This window comes from Streptomyces sp. PsTaAH-137 (genome assembly GCF_003259365.1).
GTDB lineage: Bacteria > Actinomycetota > Actinomycetes > Streptomycetales > Streptomycetaceae > Streptomyces.
In genome coordinates, this window is sequence record NZ_QLLY01000013.1 from 49034 (window position 1) to 63152 (window position 14119).

Sequence of the window (14119 nt, forward strand, 5' to 3'; positions counted from 1 at the left end):
CGCTTTTGAATGCGTTCACCGCTTGCTGGCACGGAATTCTCCGTCCGGTCAGGGGCGGGCGGGACCGGTCACGGCGGTCCCGAGCCGTTGAGCCAGAACGCCCCGTACCCGGCCGAGACCAGCGCGAGCCCGCCCAGCACCCACGCCGCCGCAGGTCGGCGGGTGTGCCACCGGGCCAGGGCCACCGCCGGCGGCAGCAGCAGCGGGAACGCGGGCAGCATCAGCCGGGGCTTCGATCCGAAGTACCCCGAGGAACACAGGGCAAGCGCGAGCACGACCCCCGTGTAGACGAGCAGCGGCACCGGCTGGCCCTGGCGCACCCCGGCCACGTACAGCCAGACGACGAGCACGACCCCGACGATCAGACCGGTCCCGGCGAGCGCCCCGGGCAGCGAGGTGAACTTGTCCGCGACGAACCGGGCGAAGGCCAGACCGCCGTCGAAGCCGTTGCCCCACTGCCCCTGCACGTCGAGATAGCCGAGGAGCCCGCCGCCAGTACGGTGCCCGACCCACAGCACGTACGAGGCCGCGCCCGCCGGCGCCAGCAGCACTCCGGCTACCAGCCGCCACGGCACCCGCCGCTCCCGCCGCACCCACAGCGCGGCCGCCACCCACACCGCCGCCACGACCGCCGCGCCGATCGGCCGGGTCAGCCCGGCCAGCGAGGCGAGCAGCCCGGCCGTCACCCAGCGCCGCCGCAGGACCGCGTACAGTCCCCACGCCGCGAGCGCCGTGAACAGGGCCTCGCTGTACGCCATCGACGCCACGATCCCGATGGGCAGCGCGCCCCAGAGCACCGCGAGACAGACCCCGGCCCGGTGGCCGGAGACCCGGGCGCCGACCGCGTAGATCCCCCACGCCGCCGCGAGCGAGGCGAGCCAGCTCACCACCATGCCCGCCTGGCCGTACGACAGCGGGGTGAGCGCCGACCCCAGCCGCTCCAGCCAGGGCAGCAGCGGGAAGAACGCGAGGTTCGAGTGGACGCTCCCGTCGGGCAGCGTCACCGACCAGCCGTAACCGTGCTCGGCGACCCGCGTGTACCAGAGCGAGTCCCAGCGGGCGGTCAGCAGCGTCAGCCAGCTCTTGCCCTCGGCGGCGCTCCACAGCGCCAGCACGAGCACACCCAGGGCGCGCACGGCCGCGTACCCGAGGAGGGCCGGGGCCGCCCGCCGCAGCGCGGGCCGGTCTTGTCGATCATCGTCCGTCACGGCCCCGATTATCGGCGGTCGCCCGCCGTGCTCCGGACGCCACCCGTCCCGGACGAGTGGCGCACACCACACGCGTGAGCCCATTACGTGAGAGACCCGCCACGTCTGACCGGCCCGAACTCGCGTACTCTGACGGCTCACTCGCCTTATCGCTGCGGGGCCGGGAGCCGACTCCTCCCGACCGGAGACCGAGGGACATCCCCAGCCCCCGGATCCGCCGATTGCGAGGACCACTGGGAGGTACGCACATGTCCGGGACGAGCACGGCCACCGGGCGGCTGCGCGGACTGCTCGCCGCGACGCGCGCCCGCACCAATCGCTGGGTCGTCCTCGTCGTCCTGTGCACGAGCCTGCTTCTGGTCGCGCTCGACTCGACCATTCTCTACGTCGCCCTGCCCTCGGTCACCGAGGACCTCAAGCCGACCTCGGTCGAGCTGCTGTGGATCGGCGACGCCTACCCCCTGGTCTGCGCCTCCCTGCTGATCCTCTTCGGCACCCTGGGCGACCGGGTCGGCCGTCGCAGAATCCTGCTGCTCGGCTACGGGCTGTTCGGCCTCGCCTCCGCGCTCGCCGTCTTCTCCGAGACCGCCCAGGTGCTCATCGCGGCCCGCGCCCTGCTCGGCATCGGCGGCGCGATGATCATGCCCGCGACGCTGTCGATCCTGCGGGACGTCTTCCCCGACCGGCACGAGCGGGCCGTCGCCATCGGTGTATGGACGGCGGTCGCCGCGGTCGGCGCCGCCACCGGGCCCGTGCTCGGCGGCTTCCTCGTCGAGCACTACTGGTGGGGCTCGGTCTTCCTCATCAACATCCCGCTGATGGCGGTCATGCTGCCGCTGTGCCGGGTGCTGGTGCCCGAGTCCAAGGGGCGCTCGGACGGGCCGTGGGACCTGGCCGGGGCGCTGCTCGCGGCGCTCGGCGTGCTCGGTGTCGTCTACGGCATCAAGCAGTGGGGCACCGAGCGCGACCTGCTCGCCCCGGAGGCGGTGCTGCCGTTCCTGGCCGGAGTGGCGCTCCTGGTGCTGTTCGTGCGGCGTCAGCGGCGGCGCGAGCACCCGCTGATCGACATGCGGCTGTTCACCCGGGCCGCCTTCTCCACGTCCGTCGGCTGCATCGTCATCGCCATGCTCGCGCTGGTGGGCCTGGAGCTGATCGCCGTCCAGTACCTCCAGCTGGTGCTGGAGCTCAGCCCGCTGGAGACCGGCCTGCGGATGCTGCCGCTCACCTTCGCCGCGATGGCGGCGGGCGTGCTCGGCTCCGGGAACCTGCGCCGGTTCGGGCCGCGCGGCATGGTGGCGTCCGGTTTCACGCTGACCGCCTGCGCGGTGCTGCTGCTCTGCCTGATGGGCGAGCAGGACCGGCCGGTCCTGCTCAGCGTCGGCTTCATACTGCTGGGCTTCGGCTTCCAGAGCACGCTGTTCGGGGCCTACGAGTCGATGCTCACCGAGGCTCCGGCCGACGACGCCGGAGGCGCCGCCGCGATCGGCGAGACGTCCTACCAGCTGGGCGCCGGGATGGGCATCGCGCTGCTGGGTTCGGTCATGAACGCCGCGTACGCGCCCGGCCTCGGCCATGTCGCCGGGGTCTCCGGGACGGCGAGCGGGGCCGCGGGGCACTCGCTGGGGGAGGCGTACCAGATCGCCGCCGATCTGGGCGGCACGGCGGGCGCCGCACTGCGCGGTGCCGCGCGGGCCGCCTTCGTGCACGGGCTGCACGTCACCCTGATCGTCAGCGCCGTGCTGCTGTTCCTCGGCGCGCTCGCCGCCCTGCGGCTGCCGCGCCGGATGGAGTGCGAGGAGGCCCCGGCCTCCGAGGGGTCCGAGGCGTCCGGGGTCGCCGCCCCGCGCCGGCCGTCCCGCGCCGAGTCGTCCGTCGTATAGGGCGGTCCCGGGCCGTCCGACCGTGGGTGGGCGGGGCTGTGTCACCGCCCACCCGACGGTCAGCTCTGGTTGAAGAAACCGTCCTGCTGAACCTTTGCCTCCCGGCCGGACACGATCTGCGTGTCCGCGGGGGTCAGCAGGAACACCCGGTTCGCGACCCGGTCGATCGAACCGCGCAGGCCGAAGATGAGCCCCGCCGCGAAGTCGACGACGCGCTTGGCGTCGGCGGGCTCCATGGACGTGAGGTTCATGATGACCGGGACCCCGTCCCGGAACATCTCCCCGATGCGGCGCGCGTCGCGGAAACTGTCCGGGGTCACGGTGCCGATGCGCCGGCCCTCTTCCTCGGCCTTGTCCTCGGCGACCTTCACCCGCGGGTCGGTGACCCAGGCGGCGCCGGTCGCAGGGGGCTCGGGCCCCTCGTCGTAGTCGTCGTCGTAGTAACGCTCGTCATCGTTGTCGTCGACGAGGCCAAGCCAGGCACTCGCCTTGCGCACCGATCCCATGGACGCCTCCTCTCACCGCGGTTCCTCTGCGTTCCGCATGTCCTGCATCCCCATGTTCATCCATGATGCGGATGCCGCGCCAAGTGGATAGTCGCCGCGCGGGGTTTTCGTGACGGTACTGGTGCAGAGTCAACACGGTGTTGCCCCGGCGTTCCCAAGGGCTGTACGGGCCCGGACTGCTGACGGTGAGTGAAATATGATTCTTCGCGGCGTTTGGGTGACCAGAGGTGCGTACGAGTGAACGAGAAGGCGGACGAAGGCTCGATACGATGCCGTCGTTCACGGTCACTTGGGCGGCGGCGCGTCGATCGGGCGTCGTTGACGATCCCAGTTGACGCTTCGTCATCCGGCGCACGGGGGAGTCGCCTTGTTCGGAATTGTCCGGCCCTGCAGTCATCGGCTCGGAGAGCATCTCAAGACCCAGTGGATGGCCCACCTGTGCGGCCTCTGCCTGGCGCTGCGCGGCGATCACGGGCAGTTCGCCCGGGTCGTCACGAACTATGACGGTCTGCTGATCTCAGTTCTGACGGAGGCTCAGGCCGAGCGCCCCGGCGGCGCCGGAGCCTGGCGGCGCCAGGCCGGGCCCTGTCCGCTGCGCGGGATGCGGACCGCGTCCGTCGCCCAGGGCGAGGGGGCCCGGCTCGCGGCCGCCGTCTCCCTGGTGCTGGCCGCCGCGAAGGTGCGCGACCACGTCGACGACCGGGACGGGCTCTTCGCCCGCAGACCGGTCGCCCTCGCCGCCCGCAGGGTCGCGGCGAGCTGGGGCCGGGCCGGTACGCGCACCGGTTCCGACGTCGGCTTCGACACCGCGGTGCTGCTCGATGCGGTCGAACGGCAGGTCGGCATCGAGGCGCTGGCCGGTCCCGGCACCGCCCTCCTCACGGTCACCGAACCGACGGAGACCGCGACCGCCGCCGCGTTCGCGCACACCGCGCGCCTCGCCGGGCGGCCGCACAACGCCGAGCCGCTCGCCGAGGCGGGCCGGCTCTTCGGGCGGCTCGCGCACCTCCTCGACGCCGTGGAGGACCTGGCCGAGGACACCGCGTCCGGCGCGTGGAACCCGCTGACCGCGACCGGCACCGGGCTCGCCGAGGCGCGCCGGCTCGCCGACGACGCCGTGCACGGGATCCGGCTCGCCCTGCGCGAGGTCGACTTCGTGGACGGCAAGCTGGCCCATCTGCTCCTCGCGCACGAGGTGGGACGGTCGGTGGACCGGGTGTTCGGGGTCACCGGCACCTGCGCGCACACCGGGTCGGCGTCCGCGCCGGGAGGCCGGGACGGACAGGACGGCTGGGTGCCGACCGGGGCGCCGGGCAGCCCGTACGCGCCGACGGGATCGGGCGCGTACGAGTCCAACAATCCGTACGGGGGCGGCAATCCCTATGGGGGCGGCAACCAGGGAGGTCCCGGCGGGCCGGGTGGTCCGGGCGGGCCCGGTGGTTTCGGCGGCGGGCCGTCGTTCCAGCCGCCCAAGCCCGGCAAGCGCGGGCTGCTCGCCGGGTGCGCCGTGGCGATCGGGCTCTGCTGCACCTGCAAGGTGTGCTGCGCCGACGAGTTCGAGGGTCCCTGGTCGCGCAAGAAGCGGGAGGGCTGCTGCAACAACTGTGACTGCGACTGTCCCGACTGCTCCTGCTGTGATTGCTGCGACTGCTGCTCGTGCTGTGACTGCGGTTAGCGGCGTGGCTGCGGTGAGTGAAGTGCTGGCCCTGTATACGGAGACGTGGGCGCCGGGCCGGGGCGACGGGCTCACCTGCGGCCCGGCGAAGATGCTGTTTCCGGGGCGTAAAACAAACACATGATCCGGTGACCGGAGCCTGAGAGAGGTCGTTGGGCGGGCGCAGAAGCAGCGTTTCTGCCCCGCCAACTCGCCCTCTCCATAAGGCACTTCCGTGGATCTCCTGTCGACCGTTCGTTTCAAGAAGGCTTTCTCCAGGCCCAGAACAAGCACGACCATCCGTACCCGGCTGCTGCGCATCCTCGGACTCGCGCTCGCCGTGCTCCTCGCCCTCCTCGGGGTCTTCGCCGCCGAGCAGGTCTCCGCCTACCGAGGCGCATCCGCCACCGCCGGAAACGCGCGCCTGGAGGTCACCCTCCAGGGGCTCGTCCACGAGCTGCAGAAGGAGCGCGGCCTCACCACCGGGTACGTCGGCGGCGTCCAGCAGTTCGCCGCCAAGCTCCCCGCCCAGCGCAAGGCCACCGACACCGCCCGCACGGCCCTGGAGGACGCGCTCGCGCAGCACGAGGGAGCCGGAGCCGCGCGCGACGCGCTCGGGCGGCTCGGAGGACTCGCCGGGATCCGTTCCGCCGCGGACGACGGCTCCGGCCAGGTGAAGGCCACCTTCGACTACTTCACCAGCACCATCGCCCAGTTCGCCAAGGCCGGCCGCGGCCTCGACGACGTCGACGACGCGCGGCTGCGCGACGCCTACCAGTCGCTCCAGACCCTCGGCACCGCCAAGGAGTACCTGGGCCAGGAACGCGCCATCGTCCTCGGCTCTGTCCGGGCCGGCGGCCGCTTCCGCGCCGACGACTACAGCCGGTTCATGGAGATCAGGTCGGGCCGGCTCGCCGCGCTCACCACCTTCCCGCGCACCGCGACCGCGGCGCAGCAGCGACGGCTCGACACCGCCCTCGCCACGCCCGACGCCGAGCGCGCCCTCGCGTACGAGTCGACCGCCGTGCACGGCGCGGGCCGGCTCGCCGCCGCCGACATCCCGCCCATGGCCTGGTGGGACACGATGACCTCGACCATCAACGGCCTGCGGGACGTCCAGATCTCCATCGGCTCCGACGTCGAGTCGCGCGCCGCGGAGCTGGAGAGCTCCGCCCAGCGCGACCTGCTGCTCTTCGTGCTGCTCGCGCTCGCGGTGATCGGCGCCCTCGCCGCCCTCGCCCGCGACTGCGTACGATCCGTGTCCGCGCCGCTCAGCGGACTCGCCCAGGAGGCCCGCGAGGTCGCCGGGGTGCGGCTGCCGCGGGCCGTCGCCGACGTGCAGTCCGCCGCCGGGGGCGAGGCGCCCGCGCCGCCCGCGCCGCTCGGGCTCGACGCCCGCGCGGGCGCCGAGGTCCGCGAGGTGGCCGACGCCTTCGACCGGGTGCAGCGTGCCGCGTTCGACCTCGCCACCGAGCAGGCCGTGCTGCGCAGGAACGCCACCGAGTCGCTGGTCAGCCTCGGCCGCCGCAACCAGAACCTGGTGCGCCGCCAGATCGGCTTCATCAACAAGCTGGAGCACGAGGACGCCGACCCCGACACCCTCGCCAACCTCTTCGAACTCGACCACCTGGCCACCCGCATGCGCCGCAACGCCGAATCCCTGCTCGTCCTCGCCGGGGAGTCCAGCCCCCGCACCTGGGCGACCCCGCTGTCCGTCAACGACGTCCTGCGCGCCTCCCTCTCCGAGGTCGAGGAGTACCGCCGCGTCACCCTGCGCCGGGTCGAGCCCGCGCAGGTGTCGGGCTCCGTCGTCGCCGAACTCGCCCACCTGCTCGCCGAGCTGGTGGAGAACGCGCTGAGCTTCTCGCCGCCGGACTCCGACGTGGAGATCGAGGGGCGGCGCACCAGCGCCGGGTACCTCATCGCGATCGTCGACCACGGGCTCGGCATGGACACCCAGGCGCTCGCCGAGGCCAACGTACGGCTCTCCGGCACCGCCAGCTTCATGGCCGAACCCACCCGCTTCCTCGGCCACTTCGTGGTCGGCGCGCTCGCCCGCAAGTGCGGCATCGAGGTACGGCTCGGCGAGGCGCCCGCCGCCGGTGTCGTCGCCCGGGTCCTGATCCCGTCCACGCTGCTCACCGAGGCGGTGGAGCCGACGGGGTCCCCGGCCGCGGCACAGCAGGGGGAGACCCCGAAGGAGAGGGTCGTGAAGGCGGCCGCCGCCCGGCCCGTCGCGGCCGTCCGCAGCGGTGGCGGAGAGGCCGTGCTGCCCGCCCCGCGCCGGGAACAGGTCGCCGCCGCGGCCTCCGCGCCCAGGCCGGCCTCCGCCGCCTCCTCGGCGTCCCGCACCCGCAACGGGCTCGTCAAGCGCCCGCAGCGCAGCGCCATCACCAAGGCCATGACCGAGGCGGACACGCCCACCCGGCCCGCACCCGAGGGGCCCGCCGTCGAGCGCAGCCCCGAGGACGTCTCCGGAATGCTCTCCGGGCTGCGCAGCGCCCACATGCGCGGCTCCATCAGCGTGGAGCGCGAGCGGGCCGCCAACGAACGAACCGAACAGGACACCAGCGAAGGGCAGAGCGACAAGTGACCACCGTCGACACGCGGGGCGACTCGCAGACCTTCAACTGGCTCCTCGCCAACTTCGTCCGCAACACCGACGGGGTGCGCGACGCCGTCGCCGTCTCCTCCGACGGGCTGCTCATCGCCGTGTCCGAAGGGCTCGGCCGGACCGAGGCCGACCATCTGGCCGCCATCGTCTCCGGGCTCTCCAGCCTCGCGCGCAGCGCCTCCAAGCGGTACAGCTTCGACGGCGTGAAACTCATCATGATCGAGATGGGGCGCGGCTTCCTGCTGGTCTCCGCGATCAGGGACGGCAGCTGTCTCGGGGTGCTCGCCGACAGCAGCGGTGAACTCGGCCTCGTGGGCTACGAGATGGCGGTGCTCGCCGAGCGCGCCGGGGACCTGCTCACGCCGACGCTCATCGCCGATCTGCGGGAGACGCTGCCGCGATGAGCGAGCCCCACGGGCCCAGCGAGTCAGGCGACTCGTCGGAAGCCTTCGTGCGTCCCTTCATCATCACCGGGGGACGGGTGCGGCCCGCCCAGTCCGATCTGCGCCTCGAGACCCTCGTGGTCGCGGTGGACGCCCCGGACGGCGGTGGCGCTCCGCTCGCCTTCGAGCATCAGCGCATCGTGACGCTCTGTCAGGAACCCACCACCGTCGCCCATGTGGCCGAGGCCGTCGGGGTGCCGCTCGGCGTCGCCAAGGTGCTCATCGCCGACCTCGTCGTGGGCGGCCGGCTGTCGTGTTCGCAAACCACGGAGCTGCCGCTCCACACCCTCGAAAGGATCAGGGACCATGTCAGGGCGCTCTGAACGCGTCGCCCCGCTGGCCGTGAAGATCGTGGTCAGCGGTGGGCTCGGGGTCGGCAAGACGACCTTCATCGGGGCCGTCTCGGAGATCGAGCCGCTCGACACAGAGGCGGCGATCACCCAGGTCTCGGTGGGCGTCGACTCGCTGGCGGGCGTCGAGGGCAAGACGACCACCACGGTCGCCCTCGACTTCGGGCGCATCACGCTCGATCCGACGATCGCGCTGTATCTCTTCGGCACGCCCGGGCAGGACCGGTTCTCGTTCCTCTGGGACGACCTGGTGGAGGGTGCGCTCGGTACGGTCGTGCTCGTCGACACCCGGCGCATCGAGGACTGCTTCCCCGCGCTGGACTACTTCGAGGCGCACGGGGCGCCGTTCGTGCTCGCCGTGAACCGGTTCGAGGGCTCGGAGCGGTTCGAACTCGGGGAGATCCGGGAGGCGTTGGGGGTGGGGGAGTCGGTGCCGGTGGTGGAGTGTGATGCGCGGGCGCGGGGTTCTGTACGTGATGTCCTGGCCGCGCTGATGGACCAGGTGATCGGGGTTCGGGTGCGGGGGCGGCGGGGGGCTTCTCGCGCGGTTCCCCGCGCCCCTGAGGGGCTGCCGGTCGGCTGACGCCCGGTGGGGGCTGGTCGCGCAGTTCCCCGCGCCCCTGGGTTGTTTTTGGGGTGCGGGCCGGTGGGGGCTGGTCGCGCAGTTCCCCGCGCCCCTGGGTTGTTTTTCGGGTGCGGGCCGGTGGCCGCTTCTCGCGCAGTTCCCCGCGCCCCTGAGATGCGCACTTCGTGCGGCATCTCATCGGAGAGGCGCGCCACCGCGGCTTCACGGAGGCGCGCGCCACCGCGGCTTCGCAGAGAGGCGCGCCACCGTCGTTCCATCGGATGAGGCGCGTCACCGGCGCCCATCAGAGGAGGCGCGCCACGGTCGCCTCTTCAGGAGAGGCGCGCCACCGCGGCCTCACGGAGACGCGCGCCACCGCGGCTTCGCAGAGAGGCGCGCCACCGCGGCTTCGCAGAGGGGCGAGTCACCGTCGTTCCATCGGATGAGGCGCGTCACCGGCGCCCATCGGGAGAGGCGTGCCACCGTCGCCCCATCAGGCGAGGCGCGCCACGGTCGCCCCATCAGAGGAGGCGCGCCACGGTTGCCCCTTCACAAGAGGTGCGCCACCGCGGCTTCACGGAGGGGGCGTCACCGTCGGCCCTTCAGGAGGTGCGCCACCGCGGCTTCCTCGGAGAGGTGGGCCATCGCTGTCTCTTCCGGGAGGCGCGGCGGAGCCGCTGCCTCAGGGGAAGGCTGCGCGCAGCGCACGCCTTCAGGGGCGCGGGGAACTGCGCGGCCGGCCCCCACCGGGCCGCACCCGACGACGGACGCACTCAGTCCTTGATCTCCGGTGGGGAGATCCGGGACGTGCTGATCGCCGAATCCGACGTACCCCACTTGGCCAGGATCCTCCGATACGTGCCGTCCGCGATCAACCGGTTCACAGCGGAGCGAAACGCGGGGGCGAGCGCCGTCCCCTTCTTGAACGCGAACCCCACATCGAGCCGGTGGAACTCGTTCAGGAACCGCAGCCCCTCCTGATGGGCCACCCCGTAGCGCAGCCCGTTGATGGTGCTCATCACCACATCGCTGCGCCCCTGCTGAAGAGACGACCAGATCGCGCTCGGCTCCGCGTACGTCTTCACGTCGTACGGCTTCTTGCCCGCCTTGCGGCACAGGCCCTTGTTCTCCTCCAGCGTCGTCTCGAAGGTGGTGCCGGCGCCGGTCGCGACGTTCAGGCCGCACAGCTGCGTCAGATCGGTGACCTTCTTCAGGTCGCTGTCCTCGCGGACGGCGAAGCCCTGGCCGTCGTTGATGTACGTGACGAAGTCGATGGTCCTGCGGCGTTCGTCGGTGACGCCGAAGTTCCCGGTGCCGAGGTCGTACTTGCCGCTGTCGAGGGCAGGAAGGATCGCCTCGAAGCTCGCGACCTGCTGGTCGAGCGTGATGCCGAGCACCTTGGCGACCGCGTTCGCGAAGTCGATGTCCTGCCCGACGACGGTCTTCCCGTCGGGCAGATAGGCGGAGTTGGGCGGATTGCCGCCCACGCTCACGGCGATGGTGAGGCTGCCGCTCTTGCGGACGGACGCCGGGAGGAGCTTCGCCGAGGCGGGATCCTTCGCGACGGACGACACCACGTCCTTCGTCGGGATCTTGTTGCTCGCGGCGCCGGCCGGTGCCGTGTCGTCGGACCCGCTCCCCGCACCGCAGGCGGTCAGCCCCAGAGCGGCGACGGTGATCAGGGCAAAAGTCGAGAGAGCGGAGGAAGCGGACAGTCCGGAGGTGCGAGTGGAGGAGCGCATGACGGAGAGAGATGCCCTTCGGTGTCACAACAGAGCAGAGCAGAGCGAAGCAGAGCGATCGCGTGAGGAACCGGCTGTGCGAGGGGAGCGTGCAGCAGGGTGAGGGCGCGTGCCTGGACCGGGAACGGGACGCGTCGAAGTGCGGCGGAATCGCCGGGAGAGAAAGGGAAAAGAAGAAGACGACGCGCTCAGAGGCGTCGGAAGGGCATCAACAGGACGCGGACCACACGCGACCGAAGTCGATGTGGGAGCGGGTGACCAGCCACTGCTGCGGATGCATGGGCATTAGTGGAACAGGCATCCGGTTCGGCGTCAACTCACTTGAGACGCGCGGCTCACAGTCCGGACAGCCTTGACAGGCAGCGTGAGCGGCGCCGTACTCTCGGTGCGGGACCGTTGCTGAGGGGCTCGGCCCGAGCGACACGCACGCAGCAGGTGTGACGGCAGGACCGTGCTGGACGGGATTCCAGCCCACGGAGCCTTCCCATGTCCGTTCCCTTGTCCTCAGACACTCTGTCGTTCCCCTCGGATCCCCCGGCCAAAGCCCCACCGCCGTCCGGCGAGGCCTCCGCCGTCCCGCGCATCGTCCCGCGCCGCCGCACCGGACAGTGGACCGCCGCGGTCGTCGTGCTCGCCCTGCTCGGTCTCGCCGTGAACTCGGTGCTGCGCAACGAAGCGTTCCAATGGGACGTCGTCGCCGACTACTTCACCACCGCCTCCGTGCTGCGCGGGCTCTGGCTCACGCTGTGGCTGACCGCGCTCGTCATGACGCTCGGCTTCGTCTTCGGCACCCTGCTGGCCGTCATGCGGCTGTCCGCCAACCCCGTATTGCGAGCGGTGAGTTGGGGCTACGTCTGGCTGTTCAGGTCGGTGCCGATCCTGGTGCAGCTGCTGTTCTGGTTCAACATCGGCGCCCTGTACCCGCGCGTCCTCGGCGTGAAGACCGTGGACCTCTTCGGGCCCGTCACCGTCGCCATCATCGGACTGACCCTGCACGAGGCCGCGTACGCCGCCGAGGTGGTGCGCGGCGGCATCCTCTCCGTGGACCGCGGGCAGGTGGAGGCGGCCCAGGCGCTCGGGCTCAGCCGCTACCGCCGCTGGCGCCGGATCGTGCTGCCGCAGGCCATGCGGGCCATCGTGCCGCCTGCCGGGAACATGCTGATCGGCACCCTCAAGGGCACCTCCATCGTCAGCGTCATCGCCGTGCAGGACCTGCTCTACTCGGTCCAGCTCGTCTACCACCGCACCTACCAGGTCATCCCGCTGCTCCTCGTCGCCACCATCTGGTACGTCGTGGTGACCTCGCTGCTCAGCGTCGGCCAGTACTACGTCGAGCGGCACTACGCGCGCGGGACGCAGCGATGAGTCCCGTACGGCAGTCCCTGGTGATCGTGGGGGCCGGGCCGCGGGGGACCGGCATCCTGGAGCGCCTCGCCGCCAACACGGCAGAACGGGACGACCAGTTGGCGCTCGATGTGCATCTCGTCGATCCCTATCCGCCCGGCGGCGGGCGGATCTGGCGGCGCGAGCAGTCGCCGCTGCTGTGGATGAACTCGCAGGCCCAGGACGTCACCATGTTCACCGACGAGACGGTGGAGCTGTCCGGGCCCGTGGTGCCGGGGCCCGTGCTGCACGAGTGGGCCGGGATCGACGGGCGGACCTTCGCCGACCGGCGCCGGCAGGGCGGCTATCTGCGGTGGGTGTACGAGCAGGCCGTCGCCGCGCTGCCCGACGGGGTCACCGTCCACCACCATCCCCGGCGCGCCCTGCGCGTCTCCGGATCGCGCCACGGCCGTCAGCAGGTGTGGCTGGAGGGGGAGACGCGACCGCTCGACGCCGACGCCGTCATCCTCGCCCAGGGGCACCTGGACGCCGAACTCGACGACGTGCAGGTGGAGTTGAGTGCGTACGCCGAGCGGCACGGGCTCGTGCACCTGCCGCCCGACTTCACCGCCGACTCCGACCTGAGCGCGCTCGCGCCCGGCCAGGACGTGCTCGTCCGCGGCTTCGGGCTCGCCTTCGTCGACCTGATGGTGCTGCTGACGGAAGGGCGGGGCGGACGGTTCGAGGGGGACACCTACGTGCCCTCGGGGCGGGAGCCCGTCCTGCATGTCGGATCGCGGCGCGGAGTGCCCTACCACTCCAAGCTGGGCTACGACTGGGACGCGGGGGAGCGGCCGCCGCTGCCGCGCTTCTTCGGGCCCGCGCAGATCGACGAACTCCTCGCACGGGAGGGCGGGTTCGGGCCCGGCGACTTCCGGCGCGACGTGTGGCCGCTGATCGACAAGGAACTCGGCTTCGCCCACTACCACCGGCTGTTCACCGCCCACCCCGAGCGCACGAGCGTCGCCTGGGACGTCTTCGAGGCGAAGTACGCCGCCGCGGCGCCGCTCGGTGCCGAACAGCAGGCGCTCGTCGCCGCCGCCGTGCCCGACCCCGCCGACCGGCTCGACCTCACCGCCCTCGACCGCCCGCTCGACGGCGTGCGGTACGGCTCGTACGAGGAACTCCAGGCGGGCCTGCGCGGTCACATCACCGACGACCTGGAGCGCCGCCACGACCCGGCGCACAGCCCCGACCTCGCCGTCTTCCTCGGCCTGCTCTCCGTGTACGGCCAACTCGTCAGGCTCGGCGACGTCGGCCCGTGGTGGCACGGGTTCTTCAGCTACCTGGCCTCGGGGCCGCCCGGCCCGCGCCTGCGGCAACTGCTCGCGCTGTCCCGCGCGGGCGTCGTGAAGTTCGTCGGCGCCGACCTGCGGGTCGAGGCGCGCGACGGCGTCTTCCGGGGCACGAGCGCCAGCGCGCCGGGCGTCACCGTCGAGACCCGCGCGCTCGTCGAGGCCCGCCTGCCGCAGCCGACCCTCGCCCGCACCCGCGACCGGCTGCTGCGCACGCTGCACGCGGAGGGCGCCCGGTCGACCGACGAGGGACTGCTCGCCGTCGACCCGGCCGACGGACGCGTCCTGTACCGCGACGGCGCCGCCCACCCGCGCCGCTTCGCCCTCGGCCCGCACACCGACGCGCGCGGCGCCGGCGCCTTCACCCGGCCGCGCACCGGCGGCCCGGCGTTCCGGCAGAACGACGCCACGGCCCGCGCCGTCCTCGCGCTGCTGCACGACCTCTCCTGTCGCGCCACCGCCGCCTGAACCCGTCCCGC

11 protein-coding genes are annotated in these 14119 nt (G+C 72.2%); 8 read left to right on the forward strand and 3 right to left on the reverse strand.

The window, feature by feature from the left end; translation table 11 throughout:
• Window positions 1-68 precede the first annotated feature (68 nt).
• Window positions 69-1208, reverse strand: coding sequence for a hypothetical protein (locus tag K377_RS26880; RefSeq protein WP_258395129.1), 1140 nt, complete (start codon window positions 1206-1208; stop codon window positions 69-71).
• A 248-nt stretch (window positions 1209-1456) separates the two neighbouring features.
• Between K377_RS26880 and K377_RS26885 the strand changes: the two genes are divergently transcribed.
• Window positions 1457-3088, forward strand: coding sequence for an MFS transporter (locus K377_RS26885; protein WP_111666115.1), 1632 nt, complete (start codon window positions 1457-1459; stop codon window positions 3086-3088).
• A gap of 59 nt (window positions 3089-3147) precedes the next feature.
• Here the strand turns inward: K377_RS26885 and K377_RS26890 are convergent, their stop codons facing one another.
• Complete coding sequence (locus K377_RS26890) at window positions 3148-3594, reverse strand: cell division protein SepF (protein WP_111666116.1); 447 nt, start codon at window positions 3592-3594, stop codon at window positions 3148-3150.
• A 367-nt stretch (window positions 3595-3961) separates the two neighbouring features.
• Here K377_RS26890 and K377_RS26895 point away from each other — a divergent pair, with 367 nt between their 5' ends.
• The 5 genes from K377_RS26895 to K377_RS26915 all read left to right on the forward strand — a co-directional run bounded on the left by K377_RS26895 (window position 3962) and on the right by K377_RS26915 (window position 9238).
• A complete protein-coding gene (locus K377_RS26895; protein ID WP_111666117.1) occupies window positions 3962-5269 on the forward strand; it encodes a DUF5685 family protein in 1308 nt (435 codons plus the stop codon).
• A 214-nt stretch (window positions 5270-5483) separates the two neighbouring features.
• Window positions 5484-7841: an ATP-binding protein gene (locus K377_RS26900; protein WP_258395130.1), complete on the forward strand. Its 2358-nt coding sequence runs from the start codon at window positions 5484-5486 to the stop codon at window positions 7839-7841.
• Entirely contained in the window at window positions 7838-8266 is a 429-nt protein-coding gene (locus K377_RS26905; protein WP_111666118.1) for a roadblock/LC7 domain-containing protein, read from the forward strand. The genes K377_RS26900 and K377_RS26905 overlap by 4 nt, the downstream gene beginning before the upstream one ends.
• Window positions 8263-8628 carry a DUF742 domain-containing protein gene (locus K377_RS26910; RefSeq protein ID WP_111666119.1) on the forward strand — a complete coding sequence of 122 codons (366 nt, stop codon included), beginning with the start codon at window positions 8263-8265 and terminating at the stop codon, window positions 8626-8628. The genes K377_RS26905 and K377_RS26910 overlap by 4 nt, the downstream gene beginning before the upstream one ends.
• Window positions 8612-9238, forward strand: a complete 627-nt coding sequence (locus tag K377_RS26915) for an ATP/GTP-binding protein (protein WP_111666120.1) — start codon at window positions 8612-8614, stop codon at window positions 9236-9238. Before K377_RS26910 ends, K377_RS26915 begins: the two co-directional genes overlap by 17 nt.
• Window positions 9239-9993: 755 nt before the next feature.
• Here K377_RS26915 and K377_RS26920 read toward each other — a convergent pair.
• Window positions 9994-10962, reverse strand: a complete 969-nt coding sequence (locus K377_RS26920) for an ABC transporter substrate-binding protein (protein ID WP_111666121.1) — start codon at window positions 10960-10962, stop codon at window positions 9994-9996.
• A gap of 486 nt (window positions 10963-11448) precedes the next feature.
• Here K377_RS26920 and K377_RS26925 point away from each other — a divergent pair, with 486 nt between their 5' ends.
• Entirely contained in the window at window positions 11449-12327 is an 879-nt protein-coding gene (locus K377_RS26925; protein ID WP_375605962.1) for an amino acid ABC transporter permease, read from the forward strand.
• Window positions 12324-14108 (forward strand): FAD/NAD(P)-binding domain-containing protein, encoded by a 1785-nt coding sequence (locus tag K377_RS26930; RefSeq protein WP_111666122.1) that lies wholly within the window; start codon window positions 12324-12326, stop codon window positions 14106-14108. Before K377_RS26925 ends, K377_RS26930 begins: the two co-directional genes overlap by 4 nt.
• The last annotated feature ends 11 nt before the right edge of the window (window positions 14109-14119 follow it).

Coding starts and splice junctions, on each gene's coding strand:
- K377_RS26890 (WP_111666116.1), bottom strand. CDS start 3,594: ATGGGATCGGTGCGCAAGGCGAGTGCCTGGCTTGGCCTCGTCGACGAC.
- K377_RS26915 (WP_111666120.1), top strand. CDS start 8,612: ATGTCAGGGCGCTCTGAACGCGTCGCCCCGCTGGCCGTGAAGATCGTG.
- K377_RS26930 (WP_111666122.1), top strand. CDS start 12,324: ATGAGTCCCGTACGGCAGTCCCTGGTGATCGTGGGGGCCGGGCCGCGG.
- K377_RS26910 (WP_111666119.1), top strand. CDS start 8,263: ATGAGCGAGCCCCACGGGCCCAGCGAGTCAGGCGACTCGTCGGAAGCC.
- K377_RS26925 (WP_375605962.1), top strand. CDS start 11,449: ATGTCCGTTCCCTTGTCCTCAGACACTCTGTCGTTCCCCTCGGATCCC.
- K377_RS26885 (WP_111666115.1), top strand. CDS start 1,457: ATGTCCGGGACGAGCACGGCCACCGGGCGGCTGCGCGGACTGCTCGCC.
- K377_RS26920 (WP_111666121.1), bottom strand. CDS start 10,962: ATGCGCTCCTCCACTCGCACCTCCGGACTGTCCGCTTCCTCCGCTCTC.